Origin of the sequence: Mesorhizobium sp. B1-1-1 (assembly GCF_006442955.1) — a bacterium.
Taxonomy (GTDB): Bacteria; Pseudomonadota; Alphaproteobacteria; order Rhizobiales; family Rhizobiaceae; genus Mesorhizobium.
The window spans coordinates 379469-402666 of sequence record NZ_VFWW01000007.1 but is presented as its reverse complement, the minus strand read 5'-3'; the positions used below and the strand labels follow the sequence as shown (position 1 = coordinate 402666).

The following is a 23198-nucleotide window of genomic DNA, read 5'->3' as shown; positions in this document are numbered from 1 at the left end:
ACGGGGGAGAGGAAAGGCGCCAGGGCTAGCGGCGGCTTAGCCCGGAAACGTGGTGGCGCCGACCTCACCTGATTTCCTCTCCCCCGTCGATCGGGGGAGAGGTGGCCCGAAGGGCCGGAGTGGGGGTCGACAATCCGTTGCACCACTTTCTCCTTCGAATTGCTGGAACGGAACCGATGACCAAGCTCGATACTTCGATCAAAGTCCGCCACGAACCGATGCGCATAGCTGGTCGCAAGGTCGACGCCGACGGCGTCGTTCCTGTCCACTACCCCTATACCAATGCGGTTATCGGCACCGTGCCCGCCGGCCGCGCCGAGCATGCCCGCCAGGCCTTCGAGATCGCCGCCGGCTACAGGTCGAAGCTGACGCGCTACGAGCGCCAGCAGATCCTGTTCCGCACGGCGGAAAAACTGGCGTCGCGCCGGGAAGAAATATCTGATCTCATTACGCTCGAGCTCGGCATCTCCAAGACGGATTCGCTCTATGAGGTCGGCCGCGCCTATGACGTGTTCACATTGTCGGCGCAGATGTGCATCCAGGATGACGGCCAGATCTTCTCCTGCGATCTCACCCCGCACGGCAAGGCGCGCAAGATCTTCACCACGCGCGAGCCGCTGAAGGCGATCTCGGCGATCACCCCGTTCAACCATCCGCTCAACATGGTCTCGCACAAGGTGGCGCCGGCGATCGCCACCAACAATTGCGTGGTGGTCAAGCCGACCGAACTGACGCCGATGACGGCGCTGCTTTTGGCCGACATCCTCTACGAAGCCGGCCTGCCGCCGGAAATGCTCTCGGTGGTGACCGGCTGGCCGGCCGACATTGGCAACGAGATGATCACCAACGACAATATCGACCTGATCACCTTTACCGGCGGCGTGCCGGTCGGCAAGATGATCGCCCGCACCGCCGGCTACAAGCGCCAGGTGCTGGAGCTCGGCGGCAACGATCCGCTGATCGTCCTCAACGATCTCTCGGACGACGATCTGGCCAGGGCCGCGGATCTCGCCGTCGCCGGCGCCACGAAGAACTCCGGCCAGCGCTGCACGGCGGTCAAGCGCATCCTTGTCCAGGAAAGCGTCGCCGACCGCTTCGTGCCGCTGGTGCTGGAGCGGGCCAGGAAGATCCGCTTCGGCGACCCCATGGACCGCACGACAGATCTTGGCACCGTCGTGCACGAGAAGGCGGCGGCACTCTTCGAAGCCCGGGTCCACATGGCCGCCGGGCAGGGCGCCGAAATCCTCTACAATCCGGGCCGGCAAGGCGCGCTGCTGCCGCCGATCGTCGTCGATCGCGTGCCGCACACATCCGAACTGGTGATGGAAGAGACCTTCGGCCCGATCATCCCGATCGTGCGCGCACCGGACGATGACGAGGCGCTGATCAGGCTCTCCAACTCGACCGCCTTCGGCCTGTCGTCGGGCGTCTGCACCAACTCGTTTCCGCGCATGCAGAAATACATCACCGGCCTTGAGGTCGGCACCGTCAACATCTGGGAAGTGCCGGGCTACCGCATCGAGATGTCGCCGTTCGGCGGCATCAAGGACAGTGGCAATGGCTACAAGGAAGGCGTCATCGAGGCAATGAAGAGCTATACCAATGTGAAGACGTTTTCGCTGCCCTGGTCCTGACCAGACGACTCGGCTGACAGAACAACCGAGGGAGCGTTCCACGCTCCCTCATTCGCGTTTCGGAGAGGGTTATGGCCGCGATCAAAGAGCTTGTGCATACCGAGGGCGATTCCAACACCACGGCGGCCCGCAGCCGCTGGGATTCCGGCCAGGACGATCCACGCATCCGCGGGCTGCTTGACCGCGACGCTTCGGCCTTCATGCACCAGAGCCTGTCCAGCCCTTGTCTTTCGACGATCGCCAAGGCCGAAGGCATCTGGATCGAGGACACCGCCGGCCGCCGTTTCATGGATTTCCACGGCAACAGCGTGCACCATCTCGGCTATGGCCATCCGAAGCTGGTCGCCGCGATCAAGAAACAGCTCGACGATCTCTGTTTTGCGCCGCGCCGCTTCACCTGCGAACCCGCTGTCGAACTGGCCGAGAAATTGGCCGAGTTGGCGCCCGGCGATCTCGGCAAGGTGCTGTTCACGACAGGCGGTTCCGACGCCATCGAGGTGGCGCTGAAGATCGCGCGCGCCGCGACCGGCCGCTTCAAGACGGTTTCGTTCTGGGATGCCTTTCATGGCGCTGGCTTCGGTGCCGCAAGCGTCGGCGGCGAAGCGACCTTCCGTTCCCATATCGCCGGCCCGATGATGACCGGCACCGAACATGTCGCGCCCTGGGACGGCTACCGCTGTCCTTACGGCCACGGCACCCTGGAAGCCTCCGGGCTCGCCTGCGCCAACATGATCGCCTATGTGCTCGGTCGCGAACAGGATGTGGCCGCGGTCGTCGCCGAGCCGATGCGGGCAACGCCCAACCCGCCGCCGCCCGGTTTCTGGAATCGGGTGCGCGAGGCCTGCGACCGGCACGGCACGCTGCTGATCTTCGACGAGATCCCGACCGGCCTGGGCAAGACCGGAAAATTCTTCGCCCATGAGCATGACGGCGTGACGCCGGACATAGTCGTTCTCGGCAAGTCGCTCGGCGGCGGCATCCTGCCGATCGCCGCTGTCATCGCCCGCCGCGATCTCGACGTCACCGGCGGTTTTGCCATCGGTCACTACACCCACGAGAAGAACCCGGTGACGACGCGCGCGGCGCTGACGACGATCGATATCATCCTGGAAGAAGGACTGGTCGAGCGTGCGGCCGAGCTTGGCCGGCATATGCTGGGACGCATGCAGGATCTGATGGGGCGTTCGCCCCATGTCGGCGATGTCAGGGGCAGGGGACTGATGGTCGGCGTCGAACTTGTCGAGGACCGTACCTCGCGCCAGCCCGCGCGCGATCTTGCCGAACGCGTCTTCTATGCCTGCCTCGAACGGGGGCTGAGCTTCAAGGTCAGCCACGGCAACGTGCTGACGCTGTCGCCGCCGCTGGTGATTTCGAAAGCCGATCTCGACCGTGCGCTCGATATCGTCGAACGCGCCGTGCTGGCGGCCTGACCGTGAAGGCCGTCCGCACCGACCGCGAGCTCGAATGCCCAGGCATCGATGCCGGCTTGCGGGCAAGGGGTGTCGAGCTGGTGACGCTGCCGGACGGCATTTCCGAGGCGGAGCTCAAAGCCGCGGTCGCCGACGCCGATCTGCTCTTGATGTGCTACACGCCAGTCACTGCGGAGGTGATCGACGCGGCGCCCAGGTTGAAGGGCATCGTCAAATATGGCGTCGGTATCGACGCCATCGATATCCCCGCTGCCATGCGGCGCGGTATCCCCGTCGTCAACGTGCCCGAATATGCCGAGGAAACCGTCGCCGAAGGTGCTTTCGCCATGATGGTCGCCCTGGCCAAGCGGCTGCCCGCCATCACCGCGGCGGTATCGCGCGATGGCTGGATCTGGCCCGAGCCGCGCTGGCTGGGCCGCGACATTTCAGGCGCCACGCTCGGGATCGTCGGTTGTGGCAAAATCGGCCGCAGCATGGCGCGCATGGCCGGCCAGGGATTTCATGCGCGGCTTCTTGGCTTCGACCCCGGTGTCGACGCCGAAACGATGCGCGCCGCCGGCATCGAAAAAGCCGACGACCTCCAGGCAATGCTTCGCGCCTGCGACTTCGTCTCAATCCATTGCGTGCTGAACGACAGCACGCGCGGCCTGATCGGCAAGGCTGAACTCGCCTGTCTCAAGCCCTCCGCCATCATCGTCAACGTCTCGCGCGGCGCGCTCATCGACGAGGCGGCCCTTGTCGAGGCGATCGTTTCCGAGCGCATCGGCGGCGCCGGGCTCGACGTCTATTCGGTCGAGCCGCTGGCCAAGTCGGGCCATCCGATGGGCGCGCTTTTCGGCCGCGACGACGTCATCCTGTTCCCGCACCTCACCTTCTTTACGCATCAGGCGATGCGCCGGCTCGAGGACGACACGCTCGCGCGCTGCTTTGAGATTCTCGACGGCCGGCCGGTGACCGTGCGCTCGTCCGACCCGCGGTTGCGGGCGCAGACTTCTGGCGTTTCATTCGTCTGATCACCACCTGCTCGAACGCTTCGACGGCCTGCCCTGAGCAGGCCGAAACATGTTCACGACATGACTGCGACGGTTCCATGGCAACTATCAGATGAAGTTTGGCTGTCATAAAATAAATAGATTTTACTTATCGATTCCCAATCCCCAGAGTTGTCCATAACGACGACGCTGCCGGTACTAATCGAAGCAGAAGCAGAAGCAGCCGGCGCCGTCGCCACAGTGCATCGCAGAATGTGCCATCAATCAAAAAGGGGAACTGGACATGAAATCACGCAACGCAACCACGGTCGCGGCTTTCGCCGCGTTGCTGGCGTCGGCTGCCCTCATCGGACCGGCGATGGCAGATGGCGTCGTCACCATCTACTCCGCCGATGGCCTGCATGACGGCAACGGCAGCTGGTTCGAAACCGAGTTCGCCGCCTTCACCAAGGCCACCGGCATAAAAGTGCAGTATATCGAGGCTGGTTCGGGCGGTGTCGTTGAGCGTGTCGCCAAGGAGAAGTCGAACCCGCAAGCGGACGTGCTGGTGACATTGCCGCCCTTCGTGCAGCGCGCCGCCGCCGGCGGCCTGCTGCAGGATTACAAGCCCGAAGGGGCGGACCAGATCGACGGCGGCACCGACAAATACCGGCCGCTGGTCAACAACTACATGAACTTCATCTACAACAGCGCCGTGCTTTCGGAAGCGCCGAAGAGCTACGACGATCTGCTGGACCCGAAATTCAAGGGCAAGATCCAATACTCGACGCCCGGCCAGGCCGGCGACGGCACCGCTGTCATGCTGCAGATCATCCATGCCTTCGGCGGCGAGGATGCAGGTTTCGAGTTCATGAGGAAATTGCAGGACAACAATGTCGGCCCCTCCGCTTCGACCGGCAAGCTGACGGCGCTGGTCAACAAGGGCGAGCTGCATGTCGCCAACGGCGATTTGCAGATGAACATGTCGCAAATGGCCGACAATCCCAACATCAAGGTGTTCTGGCCGGCGGGGCCTGACGGCGTGCGCTCCACCTTTGCGCTGCCCTATGAGATCGGCCTGGTAACCGGCGCGCCCAATGCCGACAACGGCAAGAAGCTGATCGACTTCCTGCTCTCAAAGGAAGCTCAGTCGAAGGTCAGTTCCGTGGCTCTTGGCCTGCCGGCCCGCAAGGATGTGACGCCGAACGACGCCAATTTCGCGAAGGCGCAAGAGGCGATGAAGGGCCTGACCATCTGGTCGCCGAACTGGGATGACGCTCTGGCCAAGCTGCCCGACTACGTCAAGCGGTGGAACGAAGCGACCGGAAGTTGATCCCTGCCAATCCGGAGGACCATGCCATGTCGGCCGCCGCTTTTACTGGGACCAGTGTCATGGACATCGACGCCGCGAAGGTTCGCGGCGCCGGCTCCAACGTCCATTTCGACAAGGTCGTTGTCGCCTATGGCGCGCATGTCGTTCTGCATCCGCTGACCCTGGATATTGCTCCCGGCGAGATCCTGGCGATGATCGGCCCGTCCGGCTCCGGCAAGACCACCGCCTTGCGGGCGGTGGCCGGCTTCGTGCGGCCGAGAAGCGGACGAATCCGCATTGGCGCGACGGATGTGACCGATCTGCCGCCTTATGAGCGTGGGCTCGGCATGGTGGTCCAGAACTACGCGCTGTTTCCGCATATGCGGGTCGAGGACAACGTCGCCTTCGGCCTCAGGGCTCAGGGCGCCGACAAGGCGCTGATCGCCGAGCGGGTCAAGGATGCGCTCGGCACCGTCGGCATGGCTGCCTATGCAGCACGTTATCCGCGCGAGCTTTCCGGCGGCCAGCAGCAGCGTGTCGCGATTGCGCGCGCTCTTGCCGTGCGGCCCCGCGTGCTGCTGCTTGACGAGCCGCTTTCGGCGCTGGACGCACAGATCCGCCGCAATATGGTCGAGGAGATCGCCAGGCTGCACCGCAGCCTGCCGGGCCTGACGATCCTCTATGTCACTCACGACCAGACAGAGGCGCTCACCCTCGCCGACAAGATCGCCATCATGCGCGACGGCTCGGTCTGTTCGCATGGACCGACGACCGAGCTCTATCGCCGCCCGCCCAACCGCTTCACCGCCGAGTTCCTCGGCCGCGCCAATCTCCTGCCGGTCACCATTGCCGAGGCTGCCGGCTCCAAGGGTTTTGCCGCGGCAAGGCATGGCGACGCGGTGCTGATGGGCACCGGCCGTGACGAGAAGGCCGGCGACAAGAGCCTGCTTTGTATCAGGCCCCAGCACCTCAGCCTGACGGCCGATGGCGACCATACCAATCGCATTGTCGGCACGCTCCTGGAGGTGCACTGGCAAGGCGAACTCACCCATCTCGTGCTCGACGTGGACGGTACGACGGTGCGCGTCTCGGCGACAAGACTGCCGATGGCCCTGCCGGAACCCGGCGCCAAGGTGCCGCTGTTCTTCGCGCCCACCGACACCTCGCTCGTTCCGGAAGACGCCGGTGTCTGAGGCTGTCGCTATGGCCTCGCCAGCGGTCAGGAGAGAGCCTGGCAGATTCTGGATCGTGCCGCCGGCCGCACTCCTGGCCCTGCTGTTCTTCTATCCGCTGGCGCTCATCGCCCGGCAGGCCTTCCTGGACGACAGCGGCGTTGCCAATGTCGCCGAAGTGATCCGCGTCCTGCATTCGCGCTTCTTCCTCAACGCGCTGATCAACACGGTGACGATTTCGGTTACCGCGACTGCCGGGTGCCTGATCGTCGGTCTCGTGCTGGCACTGATCCTGGCCTTCGTTCCGTTCCCCGGCAGCGGCTTCATCGCCAGGCTGATCGACACCTTCATCGCATTGCCGACCTTCCTGGTGACGCTCGCCTTCACCTTCCTCTACGGTTCCGCAGGCATGCTCAACGCAGGGCTGATGGAGACCTTTTCACTGCCGTCGCCGCCCGTCGATTTCCTCTATTCGAGCTGGGGCGTGGTGCTGGCCGAGGTCACTGTCTACACGCCGTTCATCCTACGGCCGCTGCTTGCCGCCTTCTCGCTGGTGGACCGCGGCCAGATCGAAGCGGCAAGCGTGCTCGGCGCGCGGTCGTTCCGCATCGTGCGCCAAATCATCCTGCCGGCCGCCATCCCGGCGCTCATTGCCGGCGGGAGCCTCTGCCTGCTGCTCACCGTCAACGAGTTCGGCATCGTGCTGTTCATCGGCGCCAAAGGGGTCATTACGCTGCCGCTGCTGATCTATGGCAAGGCGATCCAGGAATCGGCCTATCAGGTCGCCTGCATCATCGCCCTGATCAACATCGCGCTCTCGCTCGGCCTGTTCGGGCTTTATCGTTTCGCAGCCGGCCGGCTGGGGGTCTAGCCATGCTGGTCTGGTCCCGCTCCGGTCGCCTCGTTCTGTGGCTCCTCTTCGCACTGATCTTCGGTGTGCTGTTCCTGGCGCCGCTTGCGGTCATTCTCCTGTCCAGCCTTGCCGGCCAGTGGAACGGCGTGCTGCCGAGCAGCCTGACGACGGAACACTACAGCGACGTCTTGCATGGCGCGGCCGGCGATGCGGTCAAGGCGAGCCTTCTCACCGGGTTTGCAGCCAGCGCGCTGGCGCTGGTCAGCGGCACCTGGGCGGCGCTGTCGCTGCGGGTCCAGGGGCATGCGCTGCAGCGCCTGCTCGGCCTGTTGTTCTTCATCCCCAGCGCCGTGCCTTCGGTCTCCGTCGGCCTTGGCCTGCTGGTCGCCTTCAGCCATCCGCCGCTGCTGCTCAACGGTACGATCGCGATCGTCATGATCGCGCATTTCGTGCTGATATCGGCCTTCACCTTCGGCAATGTGTCGGCCGGACTGGCGCGGCTCTCGCCCGACTTCGAGCAGGTGGCATCGAGCCTCGGCGCGCGGCCGGCCTACCGCCTCTGGCACGTCACCTTGCCTCTGCTCGCACCCTATCTGGTCGCAGCGTTCGGGCTCAGCTTCGCACTGTCGATGGGTGAACTCGGCGCCACCGTGATGGTCTATCCGCCGGGTTGGGTGACGCTGCCGGTGTCGATCTTCAGCCTCACCGACCGAGGCGACATCTTTGCGGGAGCAGCGCTCACCATGATCCTGGTGGTGGCGACCCTGGCGCTGCTGCTCGGTTTGGAGCGCATCACCGCCCGCGCCACCGGATCGTAGCGCTGCCTCAGCCGGGTTTGCGTTCGACGATGTAGATGTGATCCGCGGCCAACACAACTTCGTCGCGCTGGTTGATCACCTCGCAGCGTTCGATCACCCGGCCCGCGGCCGGCCGCTTCGGATCGTCCTGCTTGGCCGCGATAGTGGTGCGCGTGCGGATCGTGTCGCCGATGAACACCGGCTTGGTAAAACGCAGCCGATCATAGCCATAGGAGAAGGCAACGGGATTGACGACGCTTGCCGTCAGTCCGATGCCGACCGAGAACACCAGCGTGCCGTGCGCGATGCGCTGGCCGAACGGCGTCGTCTTCATGAACTCGGCGTCCATGTGGTGTGGGAAGAAATCGCCGGTGTGTCCGGCATGGACGATGAAGTCGGTCTCGGTAATGGTCCGGCCGCTGGTCAGCCGCGAGGAGCCGATCTCGTAGTCTTCGAAATAAATGGTCTGTTCCATGTCCTGCCTTACGGCTTTTCGGCCAGCGGCGTCGCCGGCGCCGCGCTCGATTTATAGGCGGCTTCCACCAGCGCCATCGTGTTCCAGGCGTCCTCGACCGAGCTGACCAGCTCGTCGTCTTCTCCGCAAGCAAAGCGCTGGACATTGGCCATACGCCCGACAAAGGCATCGGGGAACCATTCGCCGGCGAGTGGCACGGCAATCCAATCCGTCCCGCCTTTCGGGTATATTTCCAGGACGTCCGGTTCGCCGCGGGGATAGTCGAGGTTGAGGCCGAGTTTGAGATAGGCCGCGCCCTCGGTGCCGCAGATGCGGAATTCGCAGGCCTGGTGCCGGCGCCCGAACTTGTGGTCATGGTTGATCGACAGCGCGCAGCGCACAGTGTCGCCATAGTCGAGGATGGCGCTGGTGCGCGTCTGTGCCACCGTATGGTTGGGATGGCCGAGCGTCTTGGCGTGCACCCCTCTTGGGTCGCCAAGCAATTGCCTGACGAGGTCCAGATAGTGGATCGAATGCATGGCGATCTCGACACGCGGCGCCTTGAGCAGGAATTCCCACAGTTCCCAAGGTGTGGCCAGCGCCAGCCAGGCGTCGAAGTCGACGACCTCGCCGAGCCATCCCTTGGCGATGGCATCCTTGAGCGCCAGCATCATCGGCGCGAAACGCAATTGGAAATTCACCGCAGCCTTGAGCTTCCTGGCGCGGCAGATTTCGAGGATTTCGGTTGCCTCGCCGAGATAGTTGCCCATCGGCTTCTGGATCAGTGCGACCGCCCCCTCGGGAAGCGCCTTCAGGATCTCGGCATGCCGACCGGGCGGTGTCGCGAGATCAAAGATCGCATCGTTGATTCCGGCGGCTTCTTCCACGGAGCGGAATGCGGTGACACCCCATTTCTCGGCCAACGTCCGCGCCTTGGCCTGGTCCGGATCATAGAGGCCGGCAACCGGAAACTCGGCCTTCCGGTAGGCGGGAAAATGGGCATCGCCGACAATCGAACCTGCGCCGAAGGTGACGATCGGCCGGGGCTTTGTAGGCTTAGGCCAGGACTGGATGAGTGAGGCAGGGTCGAAACCGCCTTCAGTCATGATGGAAGACCTCGTCCATCGAAGCCCACCATTCGCCCTCCTTGCGGGTCGCCAGCGGCTCCTGGCAAGGCATGCAGAGGGCCCACCATTCCTGTGTTTTCGGGTCTGCCGCCATCTTGGCCATGTCGGCGGCATAGTCGGTGCCGTGGTATTCGAAGTAGGCAAACAGCAGGTTCTCCGGCCGCTTCAGGTAGATCGAATAGTTCTCGATGTTGCAAGCCGAGATCATGGTCAGCACGTCGGGCCAGACGGCGGCATGGAGGCGCACATACTCCTCGACCTTTTCCGGCTTCAGTCCCAGAACCATTCCCATCCGCTGCATGTTCGTTCCCCTATTTCGTGATCGCCGTGGTGAATTCGGCGATGCTCATGGCCTTGACCGCGTCCCAGTCCCAATCGATGCCGATGCCGGGCTCGTCGGGTGCCAGCGCCTGTCCATCCTCGATGCGCATGCGCTTGCCGGTCAACTGGTCAAGCTGCGGAATGTACTCGACATACCGGCCGTTCTGAACAGCGCAGGTGAGGCTGACATGCAATTCCATCAGGAAATGCGGACAGACCGGGATGTCGAAGGCCTCCGCCGCATGCGCCACCTTTAGCCAGGGCGTGATACCGCCAATGCGACCGACATCGACTTGCACGATCGAAGAGGCGCCTTTCTGCATGTATTCGCGGAAATGCCTGATGGAATAGAGCGACTCGCCGATGGCAATCGGCGTCTGCGTCGAATTCGACAGTCGCACATGGCCATCGATGTCGTCGGCCGGCAGCGGCTCCTCGATCCAGGCGAGATCGAGTTCACGCAGCCTCGCTGCGCGGCGGATCGCTTCGTCGACGGAGAATCCCTGATTGGCGTCGGTCATGATCTCGTAGCCGTCGCCCACCGCCTTGCGCACCGCCGCCAGCCGCGCCAGATCTTCCGATCCGTGCGGTTTGCCGATCTTCACCTTCGAGCCGCGAAAGCCCTTGGCCTTGGCGGCCAGCGCGTCATCCACCAGCGCCTGTGTCTCGATGTGCAGCCAGCCGCCCTCCGTCGTGTAGAGCGGGCAGCGGTCCTTGGCGCCGCCCGCCAGCTTCCACAGCGGCAGACCTTGCTTCTTCGCCCGCAGGTCCCAAAGCGCGGTGTCGATCGCCGCGATCGCGATGGCCGTGATCGCGCCGATCGTGGTGGCGTGCGTGGCGAATTCGAGATCGTGCCAGATCGCCTCGATCATGTCGGGGTCGCGGCCGATCAGGCGCGGCGCCAGATGGTCGGACAGGAGCCGCATCACGGACGAGCCGCCGGTGCCGATCGTATAGCTGTAGCCGGTGCCGACGGCGCCGTCGGAATCGGTGATCGTGACGAGAGGCGTTTCCTGGCTGACGAAACTCTGGATCGCGTCCGTGCGCTTGACCTTGGGCACAAGGTCCACCATCCGCAGTTCTATCTTTTCGATCGTGGCCATGTCGTCAGCTCCGCAATGACTTTCCCGTGTCGGCGGCAAACAGATGCGCCTGCGACAGGTCGAGGCTCATGGCCACCCGCTCGCCCGATCTCAAAGCTCTTGGGTTCAGCATGCGCGAAACCCAGTCTGCGCCATTGAACTCGACGAACACCAGCGTCTCGTTGCCGAGTGGTTCGGTGACCGTGATCGGCAATTCGATCTGGTGGACGTCGGCCGCACCACCGGAACTGATACCATGGCCGGTCGGGTAGATGTCGTCGGGCCGCAACCCGAACACCACCTTGTTACCCCTGGCGACATTGGCTTTGAATTGGCTAGGCAATGGCAGCTTTTCGCCGCTGGCGAAAACCAAGTGGCCGTCATCGATCGTCGCCTCGTGCAGATTCATCGGCGGCGAGCCGATGAAGCCCGCGACGAACCGCGTCGCCGGCCGTCGGAACACCTCGTCTGGGGTGCCGACCTGTTCGATATGGCCGTCGCGCATGATGACGATGCGGTCGGCAAGCGTCATCGCCTCGACCTGGTCATGGGTGACATAGATCACCGTCGACCGCACCTTGGCGTGCAGCTTCTTGATTTCGGTCCGCATCTGCGTGCGCAGTTTGGCGTCGAGATTTGAAAGCGGCTCGTCGAACAGGAACACGTCGGGATCGCGTACGATGGCGCGGCCCATGGCGACGCGCTGGCGCTGGCCGCCGGAAAGTTGCGACGGGCGACGGTCGAGCAGCGTGTCGAGGCCGAGGATGGCCGAGGCTTCGGCGACGCGGCGCTCCATATCCTCCTTGGCGGCCCCGGCAATCTTCAGGGAGAAGCCGAGGTTCTCGCGCACCGTCATGTGGGGATAAAGCGCGTAGGACTGGAACACCATCGAGATGTTGCGCGAACGCGGCGGCAAATCGTTGACGACGCGGCCGCCGATCTCGATCGAGCCGGCACTGATCTCTTCCAGCCCTGCGATCATCCTGAGCGTCGTCGACTTGCCGCAGCCGGAGGGGCCGACCAGCGCGATGAATTCGCGGTCCGCGATGTCGAGGTCGATGCCGTGCACGATCCCGACATTGCCGTAGCGCTTGGTCAGCTTTTGGAGGGAAACCGTTGCCATGGGATCAGCCTTTCACCGCGCCGGAGGTCAAGCCGCCGACAAGGTGTTTCTGGACGATGTAGGTGAGGGTGAGCGCCGGGATGATCATCACCACGGCGAGCGCGCACATGCCGCGCCAGTCGATGGTGAATTCGGCCGTGTAGTCGAGCAGGCCGACCGGCAGGGTCTTGGCGCTGACCGAGCGGGTAAGCTGCGAGGCCAGCGCGAACTCGTTCCAGCAGGTCAGGAAAGCAAAGATCGCGGCGGAGGCGATGCCGGGCCCGGCAAGCGGGAACTCGACCTGCCAGAAGGCCTGCCAGCGGGTGCAGCCGTCGATCTGGGCGGCTTCCGCGAGGTCCTTCGGCACCTGGCGGAAGAAGCCGTCGATCAGCCAAATGGTGAACGGCACGTTGAGCGCGACATAGGCCAGGATCAGTCCGAAATGCGTGTCGATGATGCCGAGCCTGACATAAAGGAAGAACAGCGGCAGCGAGAGCGCGATACCCGGCACCGTGCGCGTCAGCATCAGGCCGAGGAAGACGCCCGACTTGCCGCGGAAACGGTAGCGCGCGAAGGCATAGCCGCCGGCCATGCCGATGGCCACCGCGATCATCGTCGAGGTCACCGAGATGATCAGCGAGTTGCGGAAATATTCTATGACCGGGATGCCGCCCTTGCCGATCCCTGAGAACATCGCAACATAGGCGTCGAACGAGATCTGCTGCGGGATCCACACCGGCGGCTTGGCCATGATCTCCACCGTCGGCCGCAGCGACGAAAGCACGATCCACAGGCCGGGCAGGCAGATGGTCAGCATCGCCAGGAACAGGCCGATGCGATAGGCGATGCCCAGCAGCCGGCGCTTGAGGCGGGCGGAAGAATTCTCGTCCATCACCACTCCGCACCGATCTGCGTGCGCGCCGCGGCGAGCTTGTTGAAGAAATAGACGGTGAAGGCGATCGACAGCAGGATCGAGAAATAGGCCATGGCGTTGGCCATGCCCATGCGCCCGTCGCTGTAGGCGGTGCGCGCCACCAGCGTCCATAAAAGCTCGGTGCGGCCCGCCGGCCCGCCATCGGTCATGATCTTGACGATGTCATAGGCGCGCGCGACGTCGAGCGAACGGATGGTCATGGCGATGTAGGCGAAAGGCATGACGAACGGCCAGGTCACATAGCGGAATGTCTGCCACGGCGTGCAGCCGTCGACGCGCGCCGCCTCGATCGGCTCCTTGGGCATGGCGAGCAGCCCGGCGAGGATCAGGATGGCGAAGATCGCCGTCGACGACCAGATCTCGGCGATCGAGATGGCGATGAAGGCGAGATGGCCTTCGATCAGCCACGCAATGGCATCCCTGGTGATGCCGAGCGATTGCAGGGCGTTGTTCACCAGGCCGATATTGTCGTTGAACATGAACTTGAACTGGAAGCCGACGAGGATCGGCGAGAACATCATCGGAAACATCATCAGCGTGCGCAGGATGCGCTGGCCGCGCGTCGCCTTTTCGACCAGCATGGCGAGGCCGAGGCCCAGCAGCATTTCGAGATTGAGCGCGATGGTCAGCAACAGAACCGTGCGGCCGAACGCCCACCAGAAATCGGCGTTCGCCAGGATCGAGAGATAATTGCGGAAGCCGACAAAGACGAAGAACGTTTCGGGCTTGGTCAGGCGGAACGGCGTGAAGCTGGAATAGAGCGACAAAAGCAACGGCACCACGACGACCGCCGCCAGCACGATCATCGCCGGAAGCAGCAGCAGGAATGGCGCGGATGGCTTGAAGCCCTTCATTGGGACCCTGTGAGTTGCATTCGATTGCCGCCTGTCGAGCCGGGCGGGGCAGGCATCGTCATCGTGGAACACCCGAGGCAGTGCGCGCCCTAAAACGCGAGCGCCTCCCCCATGACTGATGGGGGAGGCGGCCTTGGGAGCGGTTCTACAGCTTGCCGGCGTCTTCGAGGATTTGCGTCGCCTTGGCGGCGGCTTCGTCGAGCGCCTGCTTGGACGTCTTGTCGCCGAGGATCGCCGCCTGCAATTCGGGATAGACGGCGTTCGAGATCTCGATCCATTCAGGCGTCTGCGGCACCGCGAAGGCGTGCTTGGCTTCTTCCTGGAAGGCGGAGAGGACCTCCTTCTTGTAAGGATCGTTTTCGGCCTGCTTCAGGTCCCAGTCCCAGACCGCGGTGCGGGTCGGCAGCGGGCCCGCGGCGGCTTCCAGCTTCTGGCTGTCCTCATTGGTGAGCCACCACACCAGCGATGCCGCGGCCTCCTTGTTCGGGCAGTTCTCGGTCACCGAGAAGCCATGGAAACCGGACCAGCCGGTGCGCTTGCCGGACGAGCCTTTCGGCGCGACCTTGACGCCGACATTGCCGGCGACCTTCGACGACTTCGGATCGTTGAAGAAGCCGGCCCAGCCCGGCCAGTCCAAGTTGATGGCGACGGTGCCCGAGGCAAAACCCTGGCCCAGATCGTCCCAGAGATAGTTGGTGGTTCCGGCCGGCACGGCCTTGGCCTTGTAGAGGTTGACGAACCAGTCGAGCGCCCGCACGCCGGCTTCGGAGTTGAAGACCGGCTTGCCGTCCTTGTCGAGATACTCGCCGCCCTCGGCCACCACCATCTCGTAGAAGCGGCCGTTGATCGCCTCTTCTTTACCGGCGAACTGCGTGCCGTAGAAGTTGGGCGGGTTGGCGAAGAACTCGGCCTGGTCGGTGACTTCCTTCCAGGTGTCCGGCGGCACCAGATCATAGCCGTATTTCGCCTTGAACTTGGCCTTGTTGTCGGCGTTCTCGTAGAGGCTCTTCTGGTAGTAGAGGGCAGAGACGTCGAACTGCGCGCGCGGCAGCATCTCCAGCTTGCCATCTATGGTCGCCGCCTTGATCGTCGATGGCACGAAGGCGTCGATCTCTTCCTTGGGCAGCAATTTGCTGAGGTCGGTATAGAGGCCGGTATACTGCGGCGCGAAGGAGGAATGGTTCCAGCCGACGCACCAGTTGGTGCTGCCCGAGGCGATGTCGGACTTCAACTCCTTGTCGATGTCGAAGCCGTTCTTCTTGGTCAGGATGTTGACCTTGGCGCCGGTCGCCTTCTCCCATTCGGGGATGCGCTCGTAGAGCTTTTCATATTGCTGGCCGCCGATCAGCTTCACGTCGACGGTAACGCCTTCGAACTTGCCGGGCAGGTCGCCGGCAAGGGCCGCGCCTGCGCCTGACGCAAGCAACAATGCGCCGGCGCACACGCCGGAAAGCAGTCTGTTCATTGGTATCCTCCCTGGGTGCGCCTTGGCGGCGACCGCAACTCGTCTGATGACAAGAAGTGTTACATTCATATACAAACAAAACATTCATGGATACGTCAAGGCGAAATTTGTTTCCGCCGGCAGCATTCCTGCGTATATGAAGAATCGATTTCACTGGAGGGAAAGCCCATGGATGATAGCGAAGACGAGCGGTATCGCGCGCCTGCGCTCGACAAGGGGCTCGACATCCTGGAACTGCTGGCCGGCGTCGACGGCGGCCTGACGCAGGCGGAAATCGCCAAGAAGCTCGACCGCAGCCCCAACGAGTTCTACCGCATGCTGGACCGGCTGGTGCGACGCGGTTATGTCACGCGGCTCGACGGTGACCGCTATTCACTGACGCTCAAGCTGTTCGGCCTGGCGCAACTGCACGCGCCGGTGCGGCGGCTGGTTTCCTATGCGACGCCGTTGATGCGGGAGCTGGCGGAGACGTCGCAGCAGGCCAACCAACTCGTTGTTTTTGATCGCGGTTCCGCCGTGGTCATCGGCCAGCAGGAGGCGCCGAACTACTGGGGCATCTCGATCCGGGTCGGCGCCCACATCAGCCTGTTCGACACCGGTTCGGGACATGTGCTGCTCGCTTTCCGTTCGCAGGAGGAGCGCCAGATGATGATCTCCGAACATGTCCGCAGCACCGACAATACGGCGCAGCCGCCCGAGTTCTTTGCCCGTCTCGACCAGATCAGGGAACGGGGATATGAGATGATGGCCTCGATGCAGACTGCCGGCGTCTACAATCTGTCGGCACCGGTGCGCGGCTCCGACGGCAAGGCGATCGCGGCGCTTTCGATTCCTTACATCACCGTCGTCAACGCACCGTCCGCGCCGGACATGACCCGCACCATCGAACTGCTGCTGGCCACATGTGAAAAGCTGTCGCGTCTGGCCGGGTCGGCCGTCGGTTCATCGGTGTAATTCTTATTTGAATGAAGAATTCCTCCGTGAGATGATGTGAAAGATACGGGAGGAGCCCTGCCATGATCATCGACACCCACCTGCACCTCATCGACCGCTCGGCCTTGCGCTACCCGTGGCTTGCCGGCGTGCCCGCTCTCAACCGCGACTTCTCCTATGAGGAGTACGGCGTGGAAGCTCAACGTGTCGGCGTCGAGCGTGTGCTGCATATGGAGGTCGATGTCGACCCTGCCGATATCGAGGCCGAGACCGAACGTGTCGAAGGCCTGTCGAGACAGGCCGGCAGCATGCTGGCCGGGGCGATCGCCGCCTGCCGTCCGGAAGAGGCCAATTTTGCGGCCTATCTCGAGCGCCAGCGAGCAAAGCCGTTCGTCAAGGGTTTTCGCCGCGTCCTCCACGTCATGCCCGATGAACTCTCGGAAGGCGCGCTATTCCGGGACAGCATCCGGCGGCTTGGCGGCACCGGGCTCACCTTCGATCTCGTCGTGCTACCGCATCAGATTCCCAAGGCGATCGCGCTCGCCGATCTGGCGCCCGACGTCCAGTTCGTGCTCGACCATTGCGGCGTCCCCGACATCAAGGGCAATGGCGAGCATCCGTGGCGCGAACACATGAGCGAAATCGCGCGGCGTCCCAACGTCGTGGCCAAGATTTCCGGCGTCGTCGCCTATGCGGATCCCGGCAGTTGGACGGTCGAGACGCTGCGGCCCTATGTCGAACACACGATCGGTTCGTTCGGATGGGATCGTGTTGTCTGGGGCAGCGATTGGCCGGTCTGCACGCTGGGTGGCGGTCTCTCGACCTGGGTGGCGGCGACCCATGCGCTGCTTGCCGGTTGCAGTGTTGCGGAACGCGACAGGCTGCTCTCGGTGAACGCCCGCAAGCTCTGGCGGCTTTAACCGGCTCTGCTTGGGGCTCTTCAGATCGTCGCCGAAACGTGCCGTTCGCGGCCGTAGAGCGACACCAACAGCACGATGATGAAGCCGAGTGCTGCCTGCACCGCCGAGGGCTGGAAGCCCAGCCCGATGAGCAGCGTGTTGATCTCGGTCAGCACCAGCACGCCGGCAATGGTCCCGAGATAGCTGCCGCGCCCGCCGACCAGCGCCGCGCCGCCGACGACCACGGCCGCGATGGTCTGGAACAGGTAGGGCTGCCCGACATCGCCATAGGCCGAGCCGGTGAAGCCGAGCAGCAGAACGCCCGCCACCGCGGCGAAGAAGGCGCTTGCCGCATAGGTGATCACCCACATGCGGACGGGATCGATCAGCGCCAGAGGCGCGGCACCCGGATTGCTGCCGAGTGCGTAGAGCCGGCGCCCATAGGGCGTCCGCTCCAGCACCAGGACGACGAGCGCCGCCAGCACGACAAGACAGGGCACCAGCCATGGAACCGGCAGTGGCCCGGCCGATCCGCCGATCGACACGAAGCTCGAAACCGCTTGCGGCGCGGAGCCTGAAGGGAAGCCCGCGGTCCATAAAAGCACCAGCCCTTGCACGACCATGCCGATGCCGAGCGTGACGATAAGCGGCTGGATGTCGAGGCTGCGCGCGATGAGCCCGTTCAGGCCACCGATAAGGATCGCCAGCACGCCGACGAGGCCGCAGACCAGGACAAAATTCCAGCCATCGCCGTAGAGTTGCGCGGCCACGACATTGGCAAAGCCGATGACGAACGGGATCGACAGGTCGATGCCGCCCATGATGACGACCAGCGTCTGCCCGATCGAGGCGACGGCGAGCAGCGAGGCAAGCACCAGCATGGCGCGCACCGCAAACGGGCTGGAGTAGCCCGGAATGAGGATGATGCCGGCAAGATGCAGAAGGGCGGCAACACAGAAGGCGCCGACGACACGGGCATTGGTTGTCGCGAATAGATTTCGGCCAGCCATGTCAGCGCCTCCCGATGGCAAAGCGTTCCTGCAGCGCGGTCAGCATCACCGCCAGCACCAGTATGGCGCCGTAGGCGATCTGCAGCACGAAGGTCGAGACGTTGAACGTCGTCAGCACGCTTTGCAGCAGGAAGATGTCGACAGCGCCGATCGCGGCACCCGCGACGCCACCACGGCCGCCGGCAAGACTGACACCGCCGAGCGCCACGGCGGCGATGGCGATCAGCGTGTAGGTCGGGCCGATGTTGGGATCGGCCGACCCGATCAGCGCAGTCAGCATCAGTCCGGCGCAGCCGCCCAGGATGCCGGTCATGACATAGGCGATGAAGCGCACGAGCGTGACGTCGACGCCGGCCGTATAGGCGGCGCGATCGTCGCTGCCGACCGCCATCAGCTGGTCGTAATAAGGGCTGCGCCGCACCAGCCACCAAAAAAGGAACATCAAGGCCAGCGGCAGAAGCGAGAGTGGGCCCGCCAGGGCTTTCAGCCAGGCCGGCGCCGGGCCGATCGGCGCCGGCAGGATGGTCAGCGTCACCCCCGTCAGGATCAGATAGGTGCCGAGCGTGGCCACGATCGGCTGGATGCGCACGATGGTCGCCAGGAAACCGTTCGCCGCCCCGACCAGCGCACCGATGAGCAGCGCCGCCGGAACAAGCGCCAGCGGCGAGGATATTCCGGCGCGCAGGAAAAGCACCTGGATCACGATGGCGTTGACGAAGCCCATCAGCGGCCCGACCGAAATATCGATGCCGCCGCGCCCGGCGAGGATCACCGGCGTCGAGGCGATGGCCGCACCGATCAGCGGCGCCGCCAGACCAACCAGCGCACCCCAGGAGCCCGGCTGGAACCGTGCCGGGCTCAGCATCAGATTGATCGCCAGCAGGGCGATCAGCAGTACGACGGCGAAGCCGACGCTTCGGCCGAGGGACAGGATGCGTGCGAAGGGTCTCATGCCGCGCGTCCGAACATGGCTGCGATCACGTTCCCGGTGGTCATCGCCTGGCCGGCGATTTCCGCCACGACTTCATTTTCGCGGAACACCAGCACGCGATGGCAGAGAAGAAGGATCTCCTCGATCTCGCTGGACAGGATGACGAGCCCCATGCCGTCGGAAGCCAGCCCGCGAAAGACGTCGTAGAGAACATGCCGGGTCGCTACGTCGACGCCGCGCGTCGGGTCGTTGAGAAGCAACATTGCGGGGTCCAGCGCCAGGGCCCGCGCCAACAGCACCTTCTGCTGGTTGCCGCCGGACAGGGTGGTGATCGGCGCGTCGGGCCGAGGCGCCGATATCGACAGCCTTTCGCGATAGGCCTCGTAGCGCGCCTTGCGCGCCGCCGGGCTGATCAGGCCGAGGCGGGTATCGCGAGACAGCGTCGAGACGGCGAAATTGTCGAGCACCGATTGCGTCGGGAAAATGCCTTTGGCACGCCCGCGCGGAAGATAGGCGATGCCGCTCGATACGGCCTTGCGGAAGCCGGTGATGGCGCGGGATGCGCCGGGCAGATCGAGGGTTATCGAACCGCCAAGCGGCGCGACTAGGCCGGCGAGCATCTCGAGGAAAAGCTCCTGGCCGTGGCCATCCAGGCCGGCGAGCCCAACGATCTCGCCGGCGGCGACCGCCTGCATGATCGGGCTGGCGTCCGGTGCGATGACGAGGTCGCGGATAGTGAGGGCGGCGCGATCAGCCATGCGCCAGCTCCGCGGCGGTGCGTGGCGCCATCGCCTTGAGAAGCTCCGCCGGCGTCGAAGCGCCGCGCTCCTCGGTGCGCACCACGCTGCCGCCGCGCAGGATCGAGATGCGATCCGAAAGCGACGTCACCTCATCCATGCGGTGGGTGATGAACAGGATCAGGCAGCCTTCGCCGGCAAGCGTGCGCATCAGCGAAAAAACGGACTCGCGGTCGGCGAAGTCGAGTGCTGCGGTCACTTCGTCGAGGATCAGGATCTTTGGATCGCGCACGACCGCACGAGCAAGAACGACGAGTTGCTGTGCTGCGAGCGGCAACTGCCCGGCGGGCATGTCGAGCGGAACGTTGGTGACGGCGAAACGTTTGAGGGCGGCGGCTGCCCTGTCGCGCCGCTCGTTGCGGGGAACCGCGCGCCGGACCAGGCCGTCGAGGCCAAGCAGGATATTGTCGGTCACGCTGCGGTCCGGCGCGATCAGCACTTCCTGGAAGACCGCGGCGAAGCCTTGCGCCTGGAAGGCCGAGGGGGTTCCGCCCGAAAACGGCCTGCCTTGCAGCAGGACCGTGCCGCTGTCGGGCTGAACGATGCCGGACAGCAGCTTGACCATGGTGCTCTTGCCCGAACCATTCTCGCCCAGGATGGTGTGGATGGTTCCTGCCCGGAACGCGATCGAGGCGTCCGCAAGCGCGACCGTCTCGCCATAGCGTTTGGATATGTTTCTGATTTCAAGCATGTCGCGTTTCGAAGCTGGCAAGCCGGCCCTCCGAAAGGAGCCGGCTTGTCGAGGTCTTATCTGGCCCAGGCGTCACTTCGCGCAGGCGTCTGGCACCTTCGAATAGTCCCATCCCTTGGTCGGCGCCGGGTTGGAGAAATAGGCGTCGAGCCATTCTTCCGGCATCGGATCCTTGGGCGGCACCGGGAAGATCGATACGGCATCCGTCGTCATGCAGTCCTTGTACCAGGCGCCGAGATCGGCATTGTGGACCGGCGGAATCGGAATGAGCAGCGTGTTCAGCTTCGGCTTCTGGCCGTCGAGCATGCGTTCGCCGACGCGAAACAGCGTTTCGGCGGTCCAGTGCGGCAGCACGGCATGGCCCTCGAAGCGGTACTTGTCGGGATTGGCCTTCCAGTAGCCCAGGGCATCGCCGGTGATCGAACCGGTGATCAGCGGCGCCGGCCGGCCGGCTTCGGCGAACGCCTCCGCGACGACGCGGCTTTCGCTGCCTGTCGTCCACACCGCATCGATCGGCGCCGGGTTGGTGGCGATCGCCTGCAGCACCACCGTCTTGGTGACATTGGCCGTCCAATTGCCGTTGACCGTGCGCGAGATCTTCAGCTTGGGGTTTTCCGCCAGCGCCTTGTCGGCGCCCTGGCGCTCCTGAACCACGATCGGATGGCCGGCGATGCCCTCGACCAGCAGGATGCTGGCGCCATCAGGCTTGGCCTTGCCGATCGCCGTCATCATGTCGTAGCCCCAGCGCGCATAGTTGGAATCGACATTGATCGCGTTCGGGCTGGTCACCGAACCGGCGGCGGTGATGAACGGGATGCCTGCCTTGGCGGCCGCATCGATGGCGTCATCGAGCGCTGTTGCCGAGCCCGGGATCGAGGTGATGATCGAGCACTTCTTGTCGATGAAGGCGCGGATCTGGTTGATCTGCTGGCTGGCGTCGTTGTTGGAATCCGACACTTCGAAGCTGGAGACGGTGCCGTCGGCGATCAGCCCGTCGACCAGGCGCTTCAGCTCCTTGGTGACGGTGACCCGCCAGGGGTTGCCCTGGTAGGATTCCGAATGGCACCATTTCCATGGCTTGGACGGCGGGTTGAAATTGTCCCAGGCCGATGGCAGCACCGTCTGCGGCGCGCCGTCATATTGCGCCTTGAGTTCATCGGGCAGCCCGCTGATGACGCCTTGTACGTCTTCGGCAAAAGCTGTCGTTGCGAGTGAGGCGAAGGCGGTTGCGGCCACAAGGCCGCGGATCAGGCTTTTCATTTGTCTCCTCCGTTCAATTTTTTCAGGCTCCTCCACCGGCAGTGCCGGTCGCCTGCGCCGGGGCGCTCTGCCGAAACAGGCGATTGAGATCGGCAATGACCTGGCTGGAACGATGCCCTGAGGTCATGCCGGAATTGACGCGGTCGGACGCGGCCTGCTGGAACGCCATGTAACCATCATGGCGAGGCCGCACCCATGCGCCCTCCAGGGTCGCGCGCGTATCGCGATAGAAATTGCCGGTCGCCGCATTGACGGCCTGATCCTCCCAGGCCGCGGCATGGCCGGGCTGTCCGCCGGCCGCGGCATAGGGGCCACGCTGGACCTCGCCGCTGGCGAGCCAGTAGGCGAAATCGGTTGCCGCCTCTTTCGCCTTCGAGAAGGCCGACACCGCTATGCCTGTGCCGCCAAGCGCCGTGCCAATCGGGCCGCTGGATCCGACAACAGGGATGTCGCCAAATGCCAGGCGATGTGGGCGAAACCCGGCCATCGCGTAGGAAACATAGCCGTAGATCAGCGGTGCGCAGACGATCGGGGATCCGGCCTGCGCCATCCGCTCCGAAACGGCGATCGGATCCATCTCGAAGCAGGCCGGGTCGACCAGCGCGGCAATCTCGCGCATTGTCTCGAAGACTTCGCTGCCGGCCTCGCCGTCGATGAGATCGTTGGATGGGTCGGTCGCGCAAGCATGCCCGAGATTGCCTGCGAGCGTGAAGAACACCATCATCGAATGCGGTGGCCGCAACGCCAGCAGCACGCGCCCCTGCCGGGCGAGATCGAGCACTTCGCTCCATCGCGATGGCGGTGCGCCAAGCGCATCGGGCCGCCATGCCTGGACCTGCGTCGCGGCATCGATGGGAAACGCCCACTGCCGCCCCTGCCATGTGTAACTCGGATAGGACTGGCCGACGCTGCCGGAGGAAAGTGCCGCGCGCTCCGCCTCGCGGCCGGCGACATCGAGCGGCTCCAGGCAGCGTTCGGCGGTGATCTGGCCGACATGCGGATGGTCGATGACGATCAGATCATAGGCGCGCGCCAGTTCCTCGACCGGGAAGGACTCGAAGTCCTGCAGCGAACGCTTGTCCCATTCGACGGCAATGCCGGTTTTCTGCTTCCACAGCGACGAGCAGGCGACCATCGGATCATAGCCGCGCGGATGGTTCCAGGTCATG

General features: G+C 64.1%; 23 protein-coding genes. 9 read left to right on the top strand and 14 right to left on the bottom strand.

Annotation, left to right across the window (positions count from 1 at the left end; all coding sequences use genetic code 11):
* Positions 1–176: 176 nt before the first annotated feature.
* The 7 genes from phnY to FJ986_RS17195 all read left to right on the top strand — a co-directional run bounded on the left by phnY (position 177) and on the right by FJ986_RS17195 (position 8190).
* The gene (gene phnY / locus FJ986_RS17225; protein ID WP_140555610.1) at positions 177–1634 is read left to right on the top strand and encodes a phosphonoacetaldehyde dehydrogenase; all 1458 of its coding nucleotides are present in this window, start codon (positions 177–179) and stop codon (positions 1632–1634) included.
* A 71-nt stretch (positions 1635–1705) separates the two neighbouring features.
* The gene (locus tag FJ986_RS17220) at positions 1706–3064 is read left to right on the top strand and encodes an aspartate aminotransferase family protein (RefSeq protein ID WP_140555608.1); all 1359 of its coding nucleotides are present in this window, start codon (positions 1706–1708) and stop codon (positions 3062–3064) included.
* A gap of 2 nt (positions 3065–3066) precedes the next feature.
* Entirely contained in the window at positions 3067–4077 is a 1011-nt protein-coding gene (locus FJ986_RS17215; protein ID WP_140555606.1) for an NAD(P)-dependent oxidoreductase, read from the top strand.
* A gap of 262 nt (positions 4078–4339) precedes the next feature.
* Positions 4340–5368: a 2-aminoethylphosphonate ABC transporter substrate-binding protein gene (locus FJ986_RS17210; RefSeq protein WP_140497593.1), complete on the top strand. Its 1029-nt coding sequence runs from the start codon at positions 4340–4342 to the stop codon at positions 5366–5368.
* 59 nt (positions 5369–5427) lie between these two features.
* Complete coding sequence (locus FJ986_RS17205) at positions 5428–6540, top strand: ATP-binding cassette domain-containing protein (protein ID WP_246670978.1); 1113 nt, start codon at positions 5428–5430, stop codon at positions 6538–6540.
* Positions 6533–7390 carry a 2-aminoethylphosphonate ABC transporter permease subunit gene (locus FJ986_RS17200; RefSeq protein WP_140514510.1) on the top strand — a complete coding sequence of 286 codons (858 nt, stop codon included), beginning with the start codon at positions 6533–6535 and terminating at the stop codon, positions 7388–7390. Before FJ986_RS17205 ends, FJ986_RS17200 begins: the two co-directional genes overlap by 8 nt.
* A gap of 2 nt (positions 7391–7392) precedes the next feature.
* The gene (locus tag FJ986_RS17195; RefSeq protein WP_140675152.1) at positions 7393–8190 is read left to right on the top strand and encodes an ABC transporter permease subunit; all 798 of its coding nucleotides are present in this window, start codon (positions 7393–7395) and stop codon (positions 8188–8190) included.
* A gap of 7 nt (positions 8191–8197) precedes the next feature.
* Here FJ986_RS17195 and FJ986_RS17190 read toward each other — a convergent pair whose 3' ends face one another.
* From FJ986_RS17190 to FJ986_RS17155, 8 genes are all read right to left on the bottom strand, one after another.
* Positions 8198–8644: a MaoC/PaaZ C-terminal domain-containing protein gene (locus FJ986_RS17190; protein WP_140663294.1), complete on the bottom strand. Its 447-nt coding sequence runs from the start codon at positions 8642–8644 to the stop codon at positions 8198–8200.
* An 8-nt stretch (positions 8645–8652) separates the two neighbouring features.
* Positions 8653–9729 (bottom strand): Gfo/Idh/MocA family oxidoreductase, encoded by a 1077-nt coding sequence (locus tag FJ986_RS17185; protein WP_140564377.1) that lies wholly within the window; start codon positions 9727–9729, stop codon positions 8653–8655.
* A complete protein-coding gene (locus tag FJ986_RS17180; RefSeq protein WP_140497605.1) occupies positions 9722–10051 on the bottom strand; it encodes an L-rhamnose mutarotase in 330 nt (109 codons plus the stop codon). Before FJ986_RS17180 ends, FJ986_RS17185 begins: the two co-directional genes overlap by 8 nt.
* 10 nt (positions 10052–10061) lie before the next feature.
* Entirely contained in the window at positions 10062–11174 is a 1113-nt protein-coding gene (locus tag FJ986_RS17175; protein ID WP_140663292.1) for a mandelate racemase/muconate lactonizing enzyme family protein, read from the bottom strand.
* A 4-nt stretch (positions 11175–11178) separates the two neighbouring features.
* Entirely contained in the window at positions 11179–12276 is a 1098-nt protein-coding gene (gene ugpC / locus FJ986_RS17170; protein WP_140520949.1) for a sn-glycerol-3-phosphate ABC transporter ATP-binding protein UgpC, read from the bottom strand.
* A gap of 4 nt (positions 12277–12280) precedes the next feature.
* A complete protein-coding gene (locus FJ986_RS17165; protein ID WP_140497611.1) occupies positions 12281–13147 on the bottom strand; it encodes a carbohydrate ABC transporter permease in 867 nt (288 codons plus the stop codon).
* Positions 13147–14043, bottom strand: a complete 897-nt coding sequence (locus tag FJ986_RS17160; protein ID WP_140514521.1) for a sugar ABC transporter permease — start codon at positions 14041–14043, stop codon at positions 13147–13149. The genes FJ986_RS17165 and FJ986_RS17160 overlap by 1 nt, the downstream gene beginning before the upstream one ends.
* A 145-nt stretch (positions 14044–14188) precedes the next feature.
* A complete protein-coding gene (locus FJ986_RS17155) occupies positions 14189–15508 on the bottom strand; it encodes a sugar ABC transporter substrate-binding protein (RefSeq protein WP_140655549.1) in 1320 nt (439 codons plus the stop codon).
* A gap of 168 nt (positions 15509–15676) precedes the next feature.
* On the opposite strand from FJ986_RS17155, the gene FJ986_RS17150 reads away from it, so the two are divergent.
* Together FJ986_RS17150 and FJ986_RS17145 are read left to right on the top strand one after the other, a co-directional pair.
* The gene (locus tag FJ986_RS17150) at positions 15677–16462 is read left to right on the top strand and encodes an IclR family transcriptional regulator (RefSeq protein WP_140514524.1); all 786 of its coding nucleotides are present in this window, start codon (positions 15677–15679) and stop codon (positions 16460–16462) included.
* A gap of 62 nt (positions 16463–16524) precedes the next feature.
* Complete coding sequence (locus FJ986_RS17145) at positions 16525–17361, top strand: amidohydrolase (protein ID WP_140514526.1); 837 nt, start codon at positions 16525–16527, stop codon at positions 17359–17361.
* 20 nt (positions 17362–17381) lie between these two features.
* On the opposite strand, the gene FJ986_RS17140 is transcribed toward FJ986_RS17145, so the two are convergent.
* From FJ986_RS17140 to FJ986_RS17115, 6 genes are all read right to left on the bottom strand, one after another.
* On the bottom strand, positions 17382–18350 hold the full coding sequence (locus FJ986_RS17140) for an ABC transporter permease (protein WP_140562010.1): 969 nt from the start codon (positions 18348–18350) through the stop codon (positions 17382–17384).
* A 1-nt stretch (position 18351) separates the two neighbouring features.
* Positions 18352–19302, bottom strand: coding sequence for an ABC transporter permease (locus FJ986_RS17135; RefSeq protein ID WP_140497623.1), 951 nt, complete (start codon positions 19300–19302; stop codon positions 18352–18354).
* A complete protein-coding gene (locus FJ986_RS17130) occupies positions 19299–20039 on the bottom strand; it encodes an ATP-binding cassette domain-containing protein (RefSeq protein WP_140497625.1) in 741 nt (246 codons plus the stop codon). The genes FJ986_RS17135 and FJ986_RS17130 overlap by 4 nt, the downstream gene beginning before the upstream one ends.
* Positions 20032–20769, bottom strand: coding sequence for an ATP-binding cassette domain-containing protein (locus tag FJ986_RS17125; RefSeq protein ID WP_140671892.1), 738 nt, complete (start codon positions 20767–20769; stop codon positions 20032–20034). Before FJ986_RS17125 ends, FJ986_RS17130 begins: the two co-directional genes overlap by 8 nt.
* A 72-nt stretch (positions 20770–20841) precedes the next feature.
* On the bottom strand, positions 20842–22029 hold the full coding sequence (locus FJ986_RS17120; protein ID WP_140562013.1) for an ABC transporter substrate-binding protein: 1188 nt from the start codon (positions 22027–22029) through the stop codon (positions 20842–20844).
* A gap of 22 nt (positions 22030–22051) precedes the next feature.
* A complete protein-coding gene (locus FJ986_RS17115) occupies positions 22052–23197 on the bottom strand; it encodes an extracellular solute-binding protein (protein WP_140671981.1) in 1146 nt (381 codons plus the stop codon).
* Position 23198: the final 1 nt, after the last annotated feature.